Annotated in this window: 15 protein-coding genes; 10 read left to right on the forward strand and 5 right to left on the reverse strand. The window is 37.4% G+C overall.

What is annotated here, in order from left to right; translation table 11 throughout:
- Positions 1–106: 106 nt before the first annotated feature.
- Positions 107–1,174, reverse strand: a complete 1,068-nt coding sequence (locus IPH66_00155) for an NAD-dependent epimerase/dehydratase family protein (protein MBK7127763.1) — start codon at positions 1,172–1,174, stop codon at positions 107–109.
- Positions 1,175–1,295: 121 nt separating this feature from the next.
- Between IPH66_00155 and IPH66_00160 the strand changes: the two genes are divergently transcribed.
- Positions 1,296–2,315, forward strand: coding sequence for a peptidylprolyl isomerase (locus tag IPH66_00160; GenBank protein MBK7127764.1), 1,020 nt, complete (start codon positions 1,296–1,298; stop codon positions 2,313–2,315).
- Positions 2,316–2,456: 141 nt separating this feature from the next.
- Entirely contained in the window at positions 2,457–4,367 is a 1,911-nt protein-coding gene (locus IPH66_00165; GenBank protein MBK7127765.1) for a CotH kinase family protein, read from the forward strand.
- Here IPH66_00165 and IPH66_00170 read toward each other — a convergent pair.
- Positions 4,357–4,740 carry a hypothetical protein gene (locus IPH66_00170; GenBank protein ID MBK7127766.1) on the reverse strand — a complete coding sequence of 128 codons (384 nt, stop codon included), beginning with the start codon at positions 4,738–4,740 and terminating at the stop codon, positions 4,357–4,359. The two genes, IPH66_00165 and IPH66_00170, sit on opposite strands and share 11 nt — an antisense overlap.
- Before the next feature lie 225 nt (positions 4,741–4,965).
- On the opposite strand from IPH66_00170, the gene IPH66_00175 reads away from it, so the two are divergent.
- The 5 genes from IPH66_00175 to IPH66_00195 all read left to right on the forward strand — a co-directional run bounded on the left by IPH66_00175 (position 4,966) and on the right by IPH66_00195 (position 8,248).
- Entirely contained in the window at positions 4,966–5,607 is a 642-nt protein-coding gene (locus IPH66_00175) for a hypothetical protein (protein MBK7127767.1), read from the forward strand.
- A gap of 34 nt (positions 5,608–5,641) precedes the next feature.
- On the forward strand, positions 5,642–6,190 hold the full coding sequence (locus IPH66_00180; protein MBK7127768.1) for a hypothetical protein: 549 nt from the start codon (positions 5,642–5,644) through the stop codon (positions 6,188–6,190).
- A 41-nt stretch (positions 6,191–6,231) separates the two neighbouring features.
- A complete protein-coding gene (locus tag IPH66_00185) occupies positions 6,232–6,615 on the forward strand; it encodes a DUF1987 domain-containing protein (protein MBK7127769.1) in 384 nt (127 codons plus the stop codon).
- A gap of 22 nt (positions 6,616–6,637) precedes the next feature.
- Positions 6,638–7,963 (forward strand): Type 1 glutamine amidotransferase-like domain-containing protein, encoded by a 1,326-nt coding sequence (locus IPH66_00190; protein ID MBK7127770.1) that lies wholly within the window; start codon positions 6,638–6,640, stop codon positions 7,961–7,963.
- A gap of 108 nt (positions 7,964–8,071) precedes the next feature.
- Positions 8,072–8,248 (forward strand): hypothetical protein, encoded by a 177-nt coding sequence (locus IPH66_00195; GenBank protein ID MBK7127771.1) that lies wholly within the window; start codon positions 8,072–8,074, stop codon positions 8,246–8,248.
- Positions 8,249–9,156: 908 nt separating this feature from the next.
- Here the strand turns inward: IPH66_00195 and IPH66_00200 are convergent.
- Positions 9,157–9,828: a hypothetical protein gene (locus IPH66_00200; GenBank protein ID MBK7127772.1), complete on the reverse strand. Its 672-nt coding sequence runs from the start codon at positions 9,826–9,828 to the stop codon at positions 9,157–9,159.
- Positions 9,829–9,998: 170 nt separating this feature from the next.
- Here IPH66_00200 and IPH66_00205 point away from each other — a divergent pair, with 170 nt between their 5' ends.
- Together IPH66_00205 and IPH66_00210 are read left to right on the forward strand one after the other, a co-directional pair.
- The gene (locus IPH66_00205; protein MBK7127773.1) at positions 9,999–11,615 is read left to right on the forward strand and encodes a hypothetical protein; all 1,617 of its coding nucleotides are present in this window, start codon (positions 9,999–10,001) and stop codon (positions 11,613–11,615) included.
- An 89-nt stretch (positions 11,616–11,704) separates the two neighbouring features.
- On the forward strand, positions 11,705–13,330 hold the full coding sequence (locus IPH66_00210) for a hypothetical protein (GenBank protein ID MBK7127774.1): 1,626 nt from the start codon (positions 11,705–11,707) through the stop codon (positions 13,328–13,330).
- Between the two features lie 174 nt (positions 13,331–13,504).
- Here IPH66_00210 and IPH66_00215 read toward each other — a convergent pair whose 3' ends face one another.
- Positions 13,505–14,083, reverse strand: coding sequence for a leucine-rich repeat domain-containing protein (locus IPH66_00215; protein MBK7127775.1), 579 nt, complete (start codon positions 14,081–14,083; stop codon positions 13,505–13,507).
- Positions 14,031–14,978, reverse strand: coding sequence for a bifunctional riboflavin kinase/FAD synthetase (locus tag IPH66_00220; GenBank protein MBK7127776.1), 948 nt, complete (start codon positions 14,976–14,978; stop codon positions 14,031–14,033). The genes IPH66_00215 and IPH66_00220 overlap by 53 nt, the downstream gene beginning before the upstream one ends.
- A gap of 132 nt (positions 14,979–15,110) precedes the next feature.
- Between IPH66_00220 and IPH66_00225 the strand changes: the two genes are divergently transcribed.
- The gene (locus IPH66_00225; GenBank protein ID MBK7127777.1) at positions 15,111–16,613 is read left to right on the forward strand and encodes a F0F1 ATP synthase subunit beta; all 1,503 of its coding nucleotides are present in this window, start codon (positions 15,111–15,113) and stop codon (positions 16,611–16,613) included.
- The last annotated feature ends 3 nt before the right edge of the window (positions 16,614–16,616 follow it).

Raw genomic sequence — 16,616 nt, forward strand, 5'->3', positions numbered from 1 at the left:
TTACGCTAAGGACAATTATTTTGGTTACTAATCGAATTTTCAAAGAGTAGAAAATACTACATCAGAGTTCACAACTTTTCTCTGATTGATCTATTATATTTTCCAGTTACTGATGATAGATATGTCCTTTTTTGAAATAGCAAACTGCGTTTGATATGGTATCATCCATGCTTCTGAATTTAAAATTTAACTGCTGACAGATTTTTGCATTTGAATAGAAAACAGAAGCCATAGCGCTGCGTGCCGTTTCACGTGTAATGGTTGGTTTTTTTCTTAGAATAAATGACAAGAAAGCTTCAAACCTCCAATAGATAGCAGCCATCCAGGGTTTGGCACAAATGGATGGTGATTTAACCTGAAATGCAGCAGCAATTTGGTTAAACAAATTTTGATAAGATAAATTTTCACCGATCACTAAATATCTTTCGTTGAATATTTTTTTGTCAGAAAGTTCACAGAGAATATAAGCAACATCTCGGGCATCAACAAAAGCATTTGAACCAGGTGTATAAAATTTTAGGCCATCGCGAATTTTGCGGAAAATAGTGACAGAACTTTCATTCCAGTTACCCGGACCAAGAATGACAGAAGGGTTAATGATAACCGCAGGTAAGCCCTCTTCTATTCCTCTCCAAACTTCAATTTCAGCAAGGTATTTACTAACGGCGTATCCTGAATTTTCAGATGAAGAAATGAATTTACAGTTTTCGTCTAACACACTTTTATTCGGTGTTTTTCCGATTGTTGCTGTGGAGCTAACATAACATAAATGACTCACCCCGGCAGTGAGGCAAACATTAACGACGTTTGCTGTACCTTCTTTATTATTTTTAATAAGACGATTAAAATCTTTTTTTCTGAATGACACTAAAGCAGCACAGTGATACACCACATCACAACCTTGAATGGCCTTTTGGAGAGAACTAATATCCAATATATCACCATCAATCCACTCTATTAAGTTTAATTTGTCAGGAGCATTCTCTTTGAAATAATAATTGAATACTGATTGCAGGGCAGACAAATCAGAAGTTGGTCTTTTTAGTGCCCGCACGGCTTGACCTCTGGATGTTAGTTCAGCCAGTACATGTGTGCCTAATAATCCCGTTGCTCCGGTAACAAGTATCATACTGCAAAGGTAAGGGTTATTCAGGATTTCAATTCTGTTACCCATGCTTAGCGCAAATAGGCACATAAATTGTTTATCTTTGTTAACTAGCAAACAATGAGATATTACTATTGATTTTGCTGAATAAAGAAAATTTCAACGCTGATTAATAAATAAAAAGATGATTATGAAAATTATAGTTTCAATTTTACTCGTTCTAATTGCCGGATTTAGTTTTACACAAACTGACTTACAAGATGGAATATATGCCAAAATTACAACGGCAAAAGGAGAAATACTTATCAAACTGGAGTATGAAAAAGTGCCAATAACAGTGGCAAATTTTGTTGGTTTGGCAGAAGGAAATTTTACCTATGATTCTATAAAAATTACCAAACCATATTATGACGGATTAAAATTTCACCGGGTGATTGCTGATTTTATGATTCAGGGTGGAGACCCCGCAGGTAATGGATCAGGTGGGCCAGGGTATGCATTCCCTGATGAAATTGATACTACGCTTTATCACACGGGGCCAGGTGTTTTATCAATGGCTAATGCCGGACCGAATACGAACGGAAGTCAATTTTTTATCACGCATAAAGCAACACCTTGGTTAAATGGAAAACACGCCGTTTTTGGACAGGTAATTGAAGGACAAGATGTCGTTAATGCGATAAAGCAAGGAGATGTGATGGAAAAAGTAGAAATCATTCGTGTTGGTGAAAAAGCTCAAGCATTTGACGCATCAACTGCATTTGCAGAAGGAATAGCAGCTCTCAAAGAAAAAGAAAGACTGGCTTTGCTTGAAAAGAACAAAGCTTTTTTTGCAGAGGTAAAAGCCTTAGATAAAAAACTTTACAAAAAGGCAAAACAGACTGCAAGTGGTTTGGTATACCTCATCACTACAGAGGGTAATGGAACATTTCCACAAGTGGGAGAAAATGTGGAAGTACATTATACCGGATATTTTACTGATGGAAAAAAGTTTGACTCATCAGTTGACAGAAATCAAACATTTAAATTTTTGCTGGGTCGTGGAAAAGTAATTAAAGGTTGGGATGAAGGTATTCAACTCTGCAGTGTTGGTGGTCACATTCGTCTAGTTATTCCTTATTGGTTGGCTTATGGTGAACAAGGACGCGCCACCATTCCGCCTAAGGCAACATTGATTTTTGATGTACAGGTTATTGCATCAGCTAAATAAATAGATTGATCAAATTGTGCATATTGGTTCACGCTAGTTGAACTTTTGTATGGATTTTTTTCAGTGAATTACTTTAGTTTTTTCACTTGATGCTTGCAGAAAATCACCCAACTACAATGGGTATTTATACGTATTTGAGTCATGGGTAATCTGAAATTACGATATCAATTTCTTTTGTTGATTGCATTGATGCATTGTGTTCATTCTCATGCTCAAATTCTTTTTGATCCAACCACAAAGTATGCGCAAGCCGGACAATTCTATCATTACGGACACATCAGTACGCTTTCAATAAATTTCTACAATCCTGATCATCATGCCATATTAAAATACTGGAAAGAAAACTACATTGAAAACGCCCTGCCGGCAACTCTAACTTATGGCAGTATTTTTCTTGACAGTGTTGCAGTAAAATATAAAGGCAATTCAACTTTTGCTGTGCCTAATATGTTTGGTAATCAGAAATTGCCTTATAATATTGACCTCAATGATTTGATCAGTGGACAACAAATTCAGGGTTTCAGAAAATTGAAATTAGGCAATGCCTGGTTTGATCCCACTTTTTGTAAAGAACTGATGGCATCATTTATTTATAAGCAATACATGCCTTGTTATGAGGCTAACCTGGTGCGACTGGTTGTCAACGGAAATTATTTGGGTGTGTATGTGAATCAAGAAGATGTGGGCTATCAATTTTTGAAAAAACATTTTGGTGAAAATGATGGAGCATTTTTTAAATGTGAACCCATGACAGAAGAACAAGCAGGGCATCCGGTTGATTGGCCGGGATTGGTTTGGGAAGGGTCAGACACGCTTGATTATTATGAATCATACGAAAGAAAATCACCAACGGGTTGGACTGAATTTCTGGAGATGATTTACACACTCAATATTAACCCAGGCAATATTGAAAGTGTTATTAATGTTGATCGCGTGCTATGGAATTTTGCGGTTTCTCAAGTTTTGTCAAATGAAGACACCTATAACACCACCATCATTCATAACTACTATATGTACCAAACAGCCGATGGAAAATTTCAGATGTTGCCGTGGGATTTAACAGAAAGTTTTTGCGGAATTTTATTTTCAGGTGGATCACCGGAGTCGCATTATGAACTTGATCCGTTGTATGGCTTGTCGCCTTATTTTTCTGACCGGCCATTAGTTTTTCAATTACTGTCTAATGATTATTATCGTAAAAAATATTTTGCACATATCCGCACCATAATGAATGAATATTATTCTGCCACATGGATTAAAGATTGGATTACCGCAAGACAATCAACCGCATATTCTGCCGTGAACTCTGACCCAAACAAACCGCACAACATGACTAAGTTTACACAGAACGTAGATTCGCCGGTGAACTATTTGCTTATGTATACTATTGCGGGCATAACAGATGTGATTACAAACAGAAAACCTTATCTTGAAAACTATTCAGATCTAACGTATTCGGCTCCGTTGATTTCAGGTGTAACACAAAGTATTCAGCATCCTTCTGCAGATGATACGGTATTCATTTCTGCACAGGTTTCTAATGCAACCGGTGTTTCATTGAAAGTGACAAATAATCCTGCGCCTTATGCGTCTGACTTTACAACAATAACAATGACTGATGATGGATTGAACGGAGATCTTGTTGCAGGTGATGGTATTTACACTGCGGAGGTTCCTTATCATACCAGCAATGACCACGTGAAATATTATATTGAAGCAGAAAATGCGCAAGCCATGAAGTTGAATCCTGAGCGGGCTGAATTTTTTTACTATCACTATTATATAGACCAGGTTGTTTCAGCCAAAGAAAAATCCAAACCTCAATTTGCTGTTTACCCAATACCCGCAGATCATGAGATTAACATTCAGCCTATGGTTGATGACAAGTTGTATGATGTGTTAATTTACAATAAAGCCGGACAGGTTGTTTACAAAGCACTTCAGCTTTCAGGACATACACAAATTGAAGTGAGTGAATTAATTCCGGGCAACTATATTCTGGAAATTTCTACAGAAAAAAACACCCAAAGATCAAAGGTTATTATCCTTTAAGAGTTTGTTCAAGTTTATCAAGAAAAGTTGTGAGGCGTACATTTTTAATGAGTGAAGGATCGCCTGTAACCAATACGTTTTTTGGTTTGTTATTTTCAAGCCAGAATTTCAATGAGCCAGCAGAGGCACTCATGGTTGCATTAATATCAACCTGATGTACTGATTTATGGTGACTTTCCAGTAGTTCACGCAATTCTTTATTCTCACGTGAAATATTATAATCTTCATGTAGTATTACTAATGACTCAACCAAGTCAGTGAGACTTTCTTTCCCATCAAAAAACGCCACCGGAATATTTTGTTTTTCTGCCCAAGATGCAAGGGTATTTTCAAATGCATCCTGATTGCGCAGGATTATTTTTTTTAGCAGCATATTTTTTTCAAATCAGTTACAAAAATAAGTATCGGTCTGAGCTATGGTTACAAAATGGAGCAGAAAAAATATCAACCGTTGATCTGTTTAAAACAATTGAGAAAATATAATTGGTTATTCAAAATTTCAGAAATGATGTCATTACAAATTGAATTCAAAGCAATATTCTAAAATATTTGTAGTTTAGACATTTAAAGACACATTGTAGAAACTAAAAGATATACCATGAAAGTAGGAATTAGTGTTGCAGCGTTATTTATTTTTCTCCATGCCTCAGCGCAGGATGAGATTAAATATTTAGAGAAGGGACAATTTGCACCTGGGTTGCGAATGACCACCAGTGTGTTTGGACATGATCCGGTACCAGGTCTCGGAGTAGGTGGGCAAATGCGTTTGCAGATTCTTGATTACATAAGTACAGATTGGTTTGCAGATTATATTACCATGGATTTGAATGGAGCAGGCACAAGAAACAATGCGCATATTGGTTGGTCAGTGCTTTTTTATCCAAAACAACTTGATCGTTTTGTGCCTTATGTCATTGCCGGACATTGTTTTGATTTTGCAAAAGTGATTCCGTTGAGCACACCATTTGATGATCGTAGTAATGAAATCGTGCAGCGCTGGAGTTCTGCCGTGCAAGCCGGTTTAGGCACTCATTATTTTTTGACAGAGAAATTTCATCTCACTTTCTCAGCTCAGTTTATGATGCACTTAGGAAATCATTTAGACTATACCTTGGATGAAACCAGTTCAGGAGGCTACTATCTCACTACAAATCCTGCTTCACACACGCATGACGAGCGCCTTGAAAGTCACGTGTTGCTTACGCTAAGTTTAAATTACAGAATTGCTGATTTCTGGTAATCATTTTTTTGTATCACTTGGAAAATATTAATGTATGAAAAAGTTATTTGTTATAGTTTTTACCCTTCAGATAGTAACTGGTCAGGCGCAAGAATCAAGAGACTGGAGAATAAAAACTGCATTTTCATTTGCACCGGGTCTGCTCACAGAAAAGACCTATTCATTGCAACTTCAGGGATATCTCGCTTTTATTCAAGAAAAAATTGAATTTCGTGGTGAGGCATTTTATTTTTTAAATCAATTTGGTGAAAGACCAAGATTCAGCATGAATCACCAAATTTATACGGGGGCATTTTATCATTTTACTGAAGGTGCATTCCAACCCTATGTGGGTTTTCAACCGGGCATTGCCATCTCTCAATCATCAGAGTATGGGGCATTGAACGAAGAGACCAATGAACTGAATTATAAAATTACTGCCAACCCGGTTGGTTCTATTGGTGGTGGTTTTGATTTTTATGGACAAAAATGGTTCTATCTCTTTGCTGAAACTCGGTATATATTTGGCAAACATAAATCTGACACATATCCTGTATACCTTGATGAATGGCGCTGTTCGTTTGGGCTGGGAGTCTACTTTTAAACATTTTCAGATGATTTTAAAAGAATTCTTAATTTTGACACATGGAAAATTTCAGGCTTGAGGGTACACCCAAATCTCCGCGCGTTGATTTTAATGCCAGTAATGGTCAATTAATTATCAGCGGACGCAGCATACCTGAAAATGCCAGAGAGTTCTATCGCCCTTTGATTGACTGGATTGAACACTATGGTCATAATCCCAAACCTAATACGGTATTTGATGTTTGTCTTGAATATTTCAATACCTCATCTTCAAAGGCACTTTTTGATTTATTTAAAACGGCTGAAGAAATTCAGTTGAATGGAAAATCAAACGTAGTTGTAAGGTGGAAATACGAAAATGACGATTGGGAAATGCGTGATGCCGGCTTAGAATACAGCCGAATTATTCAGATTCCGCTTGAAATGATTGAAATTGAAGTTTGATCTTCCTCTCATACCTTGTCTTATGCGATTTTTATTTTTATTTCTTTGCGTAAATGCATGTATTTGCTCATGCACCTCGTTTATTTTTGCCCAAGATTACACATCTTATTTTACAGGCAACTCAACTGATGTGATAACTCAACCTTATGGTGGTGTATGCCTGATGGGTGGCGCAACGGAAGATGATAATGCCATGATATGGTTTCTTGAACAGGCTAATGGAGGTGATGTTTTAGTTTTGCGTGCCAGCGGTTCTGACGGATACAATGATTATTTCTATACTGATTTGGGAGTCACAGTTAACTCTGTTGAAACCATTGTTTTTAATAATGCGGCCGCATCAAACAGTGCATACGTTCAACAAAAAATTGAACAGGCTGAAGCTATTTGGTTTGCCGGGGGTGATCAATGGAATTATATTTCATATTGGAGAAATACGCCGGTAGATAGTTTGATTAATATAGCCATCACTGAAAAAAATATTGTTGTTGGCGGAACATCGGCGGGCATGGCTATTCTGGGTGATGTGTACTTCACTGCTGAAAACGGAACGGTGTCGTCAGCCACTGCGTTAAATAATCCTTACGCATCTGCAGTAACCATTGATTCTGCTGAATTTATAAATGTGCCATACATGAACAGCGTGATTACTGATACGCATTATGACAGCCCTGACCGACGCGGAAGACATACCGTTTTTTTAGCAAAAATGTTTGTTGATTTTGGATATGAATTCCCGCTTGGTATTGCGTGTGAAGAATATGTTGCTGTTTGTATTGACACATTGGGTATTGCCCATGTATATGGTGGATATCCAACGTATGATGAACAAGCATTTTTTATTCAGCTAAATTGTGAGATGAATGATATAGTATTGATGCCTGAAGTATGCAGTGATGGTAATCCTCTCACGTGGTCTTATAGCCAGGCTGTTTTGAAAGTATATAAAGTAAACGGCACATCATCTGGGGCAAATTATTTTGATTTGAATGATTGGGAAAATGGCAGTGGTGGCGTATGGGAAACCTGGTATGTTGAGGCAGGAAGTTTTGATGCTGTTTCATCTACGCAGCCTGATTGTTCAGTTTCAATTCAGGAGCATCCAACAAACGCAGTAGATTTTATTCTTTACCCTAAACCTACTGAGTTCAGTATTTATATTGCGTCGTCTTCAGAAAATTTGATTGAGCAAATAAGAATTTTTGACAGCGCAGGTAAATTGCACTCAGATAAATTAATTGGTCAAAAGGATACAACCATTAGCACAAATGGACTTGAAACAGGTGTCTATTACTTACACTGTCTCGTAGGTGGGACCTGGTCTACCGCCCGATTTGTGGTTTTGTAAACGAGTCTTGATTTTGCGTTAATCGCAAATAAATAAATCTATCTGCTGAATTCAATTTTAATCTGAGAAATTGATGTCACAACTTTGGGTCATTAAAACAATGATTTTATGATAACCAAAGTTCAACTTTATTCTTTCAATGCATCCAATGCAAAAACCGTATCTAAACGTCAAATTAAAATGAAGTTTGCGTCAAAGCGAGCTGAAATTATTGCGTGGTCAGTTTTTTTTGGAGTTGGTGTTCTCTATTATTTTGCAACCTTGATGGTGGCTTTGGTTTATTGATGGAGATTTGATGCAAGCTCCGTTTTTTTCTTGAGATGGTTCTTTTGAAATGGTGAAATTACCCAAAAGTTACCCTTTGTCTAGTATGCAATTTTTTTGTTTCCGAGTTGGCCAAGGGTCCCAGGCTGCCTGTGTCGCCTAAAAATTTGTCGATTGGGTACTACGCCCAAAGCTTGTGGCCATTGTTGGTTGTTTTAAACCCAGCTAATCGGCTTTTCTGTCCCAAATTATTTTGAATTTCGGTTTTACCACTTAGATAATTCCTTAAGTGCGTCGTTATGAGAAACTGAATTGCCTTTTTCGATGCGAGCAACCGCGTCGTTGATTTCTTTGTTGTATTGTTTGCGAGTGATCCGCTTAACGTCTTTGTCGACGTTTAACAAGGTCTTAATCATTTCAAGAACTAAAGTCTGCTGTTTTGAAGAGAGTAGGGGAAGATAATTGTCTACTTGTTTTTTTATAGCGGTCGCCGTCATGGTTGAAACTATTATTAAAACGAATTTACGAAAAATAATTGCAAAAGACAAGGTCCGTCGCAAGTCACTCGTTAAATAAGGCTTAAATGTAAGGGATTTGTCAGTCGAATGTTTTTTTCCGAGGTTTGTCCTGGAGCATTGCTGGTAACGGCAGGTCGTCCAAAACCTCATTTACACTTTCCACATGATTAAAATTAATCAATCAAATGACTTGTAAGAAAAGATATTTGGGTGATTTTTTAAAATCGGCTTTAGTGATTGACAAAATAATCTTACCTGATAAGTTGAAGTACTTCTTAAAGCTATATAACCCCGGCCAAATCCAATATTAAACTCCTCATCCTTTTCCACCGACTGTGCGAATAAGTTGAAAGTCAATCCCACTCATATTAAACATAAAATGGTCTTTATGAATTGCCACTATCTCCCCTCTTAAAACGCTACTCCAATTTTTAACCCCATGTGAAAGCGCGGCGCTAATCTTGAATTTTCTTCTACAGTATATTCAAACTGACCGGTGACGCTGTTGTAATTTTCTTCCAATGATGCATCATTAATGCGTGAAATACCAAAACCGGCAGAATAATCAATAAAAATATTGTCATCAAAAAAATATACGTAACCAAAAGATACGCGTCCGGTAAATAAGGTGCGTGATTCTTCTACTTCCTGCTCTATACCACCAAAATCAGTGTACGTTTTAAGGTTGTGATAATAGCGATATTTGAATTCAGGGGCAAAATAAAATTCATCAGCCGCACGATATGGGTAGTATCTTCCACCGGCAAGAAAGCTAAAGCCCATCAAGGGTTGAACGGTTTCATCAGAGAAATCAAAATTATCAGACCACATCATAGAAAAATAATCAGACATGGTTACTCCTAATCCGCCTTCAACTGAAAAATTTTCATTCAAAATCCGCTCATAGTAGAAAGCAAAATCTCCTGAGAAAGCCTCAAAAACATTAAATTTTATCAGGTTGTGTTTTGACCAGTAATCAGGTTCTTTTGATGAAGAAGAATTGAATACTACCACGGTTGGGCCATCTTGCGCAATACCCATTACGCTGATGAAGATAAGACTGAGTAATATGATGCGGCTCATAAAATGATGTATTAATTTCTAATGCAAAGGTATGTGCTTTGTCTGTTCTAACGAATAAAATGACATAATAGTTTGAAAACAAAGTGATTTTGTTACATTTGGCAACGCAGCGCAAATTGAGCTTGCGCATGAGATAGAAGAACTTAGTTGAAAATTAAAAAGTAATGAAAATGAAAAAAAGAATTTTGAGTTTTCTGATTGCGGGGATGGCACTGACATCGCTCCCGGCTTTCAGTCAAACCATTGAAGTGCATAACGGAGCGCAATTTCAGGTAACCAGTCTTGAAAGTGTTGAAACAATCATTGATGTTTCTGAGCAAGGCACATCGTTTCTGACACGTGCAGGTTTTATTGCCAACAAATTTCGAGTACTCAATTTGGATGGACAATTGAATGAACTTTCAAAATTTGAAATTGAAGTGCCTGAAGTGAATGGAAAAAAACTTAAATATTTCTGGTCAGTTAAACTTGGAAACAGTGTGTATTTCATGTCACGTTATTTTGATCGTAAAGCTGATGAGTATACCCTTTATGCATCGCAGTTAGATCCAACAAACGGACAATTCAAACAACATTTTGAAGCCGTGAAAGTGGTAGACAAAAAATTTGGTTCGCTTTCCAATCCTTTTGCTGCCGTGCGCAGTGTAGATTCAACCAAAGTTTTATTCATTACAGAATATCCAACTTCAGGCAGTGAAAATGCAAGATATGGATTGAAAGTGGTGAAAGATGATATGTCAACCGTATGGGCTAAAGACATTGAATTCCCTCATCAAGACAAAGATTTTTCCGTGTTGGATTATGATGTTGACCGCAATGGAAATATTCACTTTACCGCTGCTATTCGCATGGATTGGGATGAAAAAAACGACAAAGATTCTCGTGGTAGATATTATATCACCATCTATTCTTATTTCCATGAAACAGGTGAATTGAAACAATATGAAATTGGATTCACGCAAGAAATCATTCGCTCAATTGACCTTGTGATCAACGAAAAAAATGAACTGGTTGGTACCGGTTTCTACAGCGAGAAAAAACTAGCTGATTCATATAAAGGATTTTTCTTTTTGAGAATTAATCCTGAAACAAAAGAAGTGGTTGCAAAAACGCTAACACCTTTCAGTCAGGAATTACTTGCTCAACTAATTGGTGAGCGCAAAGCAGAAAAAGGAAAAGAGTTGCCTGCGTATGAAATCAGACGTACCTTGCCTTTACCAAATGGAGGTATGGCAGTTGTTGCTGAGCACTACGTTTATCAAAGAACTGAATCAACAAATTCATCAGGTCAAACTACTACCTATGAAACTTGGTTGTTTGGTAATGTGGTTACCATGTTTATTGATGCAGATGGTAAAATGCAAACTGCCGGCGTATTAAAGAAAAAACAATTATGTACTGCTAAAAATGGTAATGCTACGCTGATGCAACAAATGGGTATAGGTATGTATCCGGGGGTTAACGAGCTTCCATATTATGGTATTGGTATTCTTGAGCACAATGGAAACATCATGATTCTGTACAATGAAAATCCAAAAAATGCTGAGCGTGTAGCTGCAGGAAAAAATCCTCTGTCAGTACGTCAAAAAACATCAGTAACCCAATTGGTAACTTTCACGCCGGATGGTAATGTATCATCTGATGTATTGTTTAAATCAAAAGATAAAGAAGCAGGTTACAGCATGCCATTAATGCCGCGTTCATCTATTCAATATGCATCTAACTCAATGGTGGTGTTTGGACGCAAAGGAAAAAACATGAGGGTATCACGTTTGACTGTGAATTAACATAATTAGTTTACTTAAAAAGAGCTGTTCCAATGATGGGGCGGCTCTTTTTTTATAGTTACTTTTGATAACATTCAACATTCACCGGTATGAATTATATCCAACGTCATGCTCTTTTTTTATTCTTGGCTCTTGCTACATTTTGTCGGGCACAAGATGTTGAAATATATAATGGGGCAGAATTTAAAATTGATTCCAAAACTCGCGTTGATGGCTTTGTTGAAAACAATGACAACATGCTGTCTTTTGTCACTTATTCGTATAAATTGTTTGATACTGATTTGAGTAGAACTGAGCTTTATGTGTTGGATGAACAATTGAATTATTACAATAGTTTTCCTATCATGCTGCCTGATTCAGATGAGGGCAAATTGTATTTCAGAGAAACAAAAAAATTTAAAAACAAATTGTATTTGGTCTCACGCATGAGTACGCGCACAGGGGGTGGTATGAAACTTTTTGCAAGTGAATTGGATGCCAGTACCGGAACATTGGGAATACACTTTGAACTTTTCGGAACTTCTAAAACAGAAGACAGGCTGGTTGAACGATATGATTTTGTCATGTCAGCTGATTCAAGTAAAATGGCATTGATGCTTGAATATGCAACAAAAAAAGATGAAAATGTGCGCACGGGTTTTAGGGTATTTAATGAAGATTTGAGCGTGTTATGGGAAAATGACATTGTCATACCGGGTGCTGATAAATACACTACCATTACTGATTATATGTTGGACAATAATGGCAATATGCACATTGTTGCTCGCATTGCACTTACCAAAACTGAGCGTGATGAGCAGGGCACCAATGTAAGATATCGTTACGCATTGTTCAGTTATTTTTATCAAGAGAATTTGATCAAAGAATATGATTTGTTTTTGAAAGACAATTACCTCAGCGGACTAACCTTATTGCAGGGTAAAAATAACACCATCATGGGTTCTGCATTTTATACAAATGACAATGCCTCTGCCGGCATTGTTGGCTTTTTAAATTTTAAACTAAATCTTGAAAATTATGCTATTGAAAATTCTCAAATGAATGATTTCAGTGATGAGTTTCTCAGCAATTTTTTAACTGAAAAACAAATTGATAAAGGCAAAGGTGTGCGCAATTTCAGAACAAGATATCTTTTTGCAACCAGTGATAACGGGTACGCATTTGTGGTAGAAGAATTTGACTACTCTATTCACACATCAACCTCATATAACCCGCAGACAAAAACGTATGAAACACGCACCAGTGAGCGATGGTTATTTGGAGATATTGTAATTTTTTATGTTGATGCTGAAGGCAAAACAAAAGAGATAAGCATTATCAATAAAAGACAATTGGCATCAGCAAGCAGTAGTGGTTATTCAAGTCATGGTCGTGATGGGTATGGAACTTATCACCCCGCACGTTATTGGGGAATTTCAGCTATGATGAAAAATGATATGATATATCTTGTGTATAATGAAAACAACAAGAATTTAACGCAGTCAGAAAAAGTGTATCCTGCAAACAATATAAAAAAATGTACTACCGTTCTTTGTACCGTTAGTCAAGGGCAATCATTCAGCAGAGCTGCACTCTTTGCATCGCGTGATAAATCTGCCAAATACAAATCAGCCATTATACCACGTTTCAATTATACATTCAGTGAATCAGAGCAAGTACTGGTTGGCGGGGCAGGACAATATGTGCGGTTTATGAAAATTAAAATCAAAGAATAATTGATTTGTCAGATGCGATTTCTGAATTAATACTATTCCTTTTCTTTCTTTTTAATTGATAATGTAGGCACAGGTCTCGATCTGAACCAACGAGAGAAATTTATTTTATAATCCAAAAAAACACCCGCGTGATTGTATTGCTTAATTTGAGTTAAATCAAATAATGAATGGTCTTTAGTTTGCGCAGTCACATGCAACATCAAATTCAATTTTAACCCAGGGTAAAAGAGTAGTCCATTTTTTTTGAAATTCTTTGTTGTAAGTAATTCCGCGTAAGTCAAGATATCGCAATTTTTTCATGGTGGTGAAGGCTTGTGGCAAATCAGCAATTGGATTAAACCAAATATCAAACTTTACCAATTCTTGCAAATTGCCAATGCATTCAGAAATATATTTCACTTCATTTCTTCCCATGTAGAGTTCACGTAATTGAGTGTTGAGACAAATTGCAGGGGGAAAAGTATCTAAATTATTTTTTTCAATTTTCAGAATTTCAAGATGAGGAAAAATAAAATTATCAGGCAAGGTGGTTAATTTGTTTTGAGATAAATCCAACTCACGCAAATTTTGAAATTGCATGAGCTCATCAGGCACCACTTCATATTTCATTTTGGTGAGAGATAATTTGAAAACAGAATCAACGGGAACTGTTATGGCTTCTTCAATAGAATAGAACACATGATTTTTCTGTGCAATCAACTCAGCGTTGAAAAACAGCAAACTGATCAAGAATATGGCGACAGTTGATTTCATCTTTTTCCAATTGGTTTTTTAAGGCGGCAAGAGATTCAAAATTTTTCTCTTCCCTCACGCTATCTATCAAATATACGACCAAATTCTGACCATAGAGTGAACGGTTAAAATCAAAAACATGTACCTCAACACGCTTTTCGCCGTCAGTGCTGACAGTGGGGCGTTGACCAATATTCATCATGCCTTTATACGCTGTGCCGTCAATTTCAATCTGCACCGCAAACACCCCGCTATCTGGCAATAATTGTAATGGATTGGTTTGGAGATTAGCAGTTGGAAAACCTATTTGTTGCCCCAATTGATCACCAGTTGTTACCGTACCGGTGAAATGGAAAATCTCACCCAACATGGCATTGGCATCCTTAACTTGTCCGGTTGAAATGGCTTCTCTGATTTTTGTTGAGCTCACCTGAATTTCATTTTCAAGATGTGCAGGAATTTCATCAACATGAAAACCAAAAGCGGGCGCAAGTTCACGCAGTAAATCAATATTGCCTTCGCGGTTACGTCCAAATTGATGATTATAACCAATCACCAGCGTATGTATATTTAATTTGCCTACCAGAATATTCCGCACAAAGTCTATAGCAGCAATGCGAGAAAATTCTTTGTCAAATGGACATAATATTAAGTGATCAATACCCAGTTGCTCCAGTTTTTTAATTCTATCCTCAATAGTTTGTATCAAGGCCAGTCCATGATCATGAGGATGAAGAGCAATACGCGGATGAGGATGAAAAGTGAACACCACGGATTCTCCACCAATCATTGCGGCTTTTTCTTTGAGTTTCTGTAATATAGACTGATGACCAAGATGCACGCCGTCAAAGGTTCCCGGGGTTAATACCGGTTTCCTGATTTTTGTCACTTCGTTCAGGGTGTGATATACTTTCAAAGCGCTGTTTTCAAGGGTTTACAACTGATTCCAAAAGTAATTAAAAATCTTTCACCAAAATAAACCAACCGATAAAAAAGCGTTACCTTTGCGCCGCGAAAAAAGATATACTAATTATAAATAGAATACAGCATGTCAGGAGTAAAAGGTAAAATATCACAGGTTATCGGGCCTGTTGTTGACGTAAGTTTTTCAAAAGGCTCATCTTTGCCAAACATCTTGGATGCGCTTGAAGTTGTAAAAGCTGATGGTACAAAAGTAATTCTTGAAGTACAACAACACATTGGAGATGATGCCGTGCGCAGCATTGCAATGGATACTTCAGATGGTTTTACCCGTGGAATGGAAGTGGTATCAACCGGTTTTCCTATTCGTATGCCTAAAGGTGAGGCAATCAAAGGACGCTTATTTAATGTAATTGGTGATGCAATTGACGGCATTGATAATGTGGATAAATCAAACGGATTGCCAATTCACCGCGAAGCTCCAAAATTTGAAGATCTTTCAACCTCAACTGAAGTTCTTTTCACCGGAATTAAAGTAATTGACCTGATTGAACCTTATGCAAAAGGTGGTAAAATTGGTTTGTTCGGTGGTGCAGGTGTTGGTAAAACTGTATTGATTCAGGAGTTGATTAATAATATCGCAAAAGCTTATTCTGGTCTATCTGTATTTGCCGGAGTGGGTGAGCGTACACGTGAAGGAAATGACTTGTTGCGTGAAATGCTTGAGTCAGGCATCATTACTTACGGTGATGATTTTATGCACGACATGGAGAAAGGCGGATGGGATCTTTCTAAAATTGATAAGTCAAAACTCAAAGAATCAAAAGCAACATTTGTTTTTGGTCAGATGAACGAGCCTCCGGGAGCACGTGCACGTGTGGCTTTATCAGGATTGACTTTGGCAGAATATTATCGTGATGGAGAAGGTGAAGGAAAAGGGAATGACATTCTTTTCTTCGTTGACAACATCTTCCGTTTTACACAAGCGGGTTCTGAGGTTTCGGCTCTTTTAGGTCGTATGCCTTCAGCGGTGGGTTACCAACCAACACTGGCAACAGAAATGGGTGCAATGCAAGAGCGCATCACCTCAACTAAAAACGGATCTATCACTTCAGTTCAGGCGGTATACGTACCTGCAGATGACTTGACTGACCCGGCGCCGGCTACAACATTCGCCCACTTGGATGCCACTACTGTATTGTCTCGTAAAATTGCTGAGTTGGGTATCTATCCTGCGGTTGACCCGTTAGATTCTACTTCTCGTATCTTAACTGCTGCAATCGTTGGACAAGAACATTATGATTGCGCTCAACGCGTAAAATTAACCTTGCAACGTTATAAAGAATTACAAGATATCATCGCCATTTTAGGGATGGATGAATTATCTGAGGAAGATAAACTAGTTGTGCACCGCGCACGTCGTGTTCAACGTTTCCTTTCACAACCTTTCCACGTAGCAGAACAGTTCACCGGTCTTAAAGGAGCGTTGGTTGACATTAAAGACACCATCAAAGGATTCAACATGATCATGGATGGTAAAGTAGATAAATATCCTGAGGCCGCCTTCAACTTGAAAGGTACTATTGAACAAGCTATGGAAGCAGGAGAAAAAATGCTTGCTGGAAATTAATTG

Source organism: Crocinitomicaceae bacterium, from assembly GCA_016708105.1.
GTDB lineage: Bacteria > Bacteroidota > Bacteroidia > Flavobacteriales_D > Crocinitomicaceae > JADJGJ01.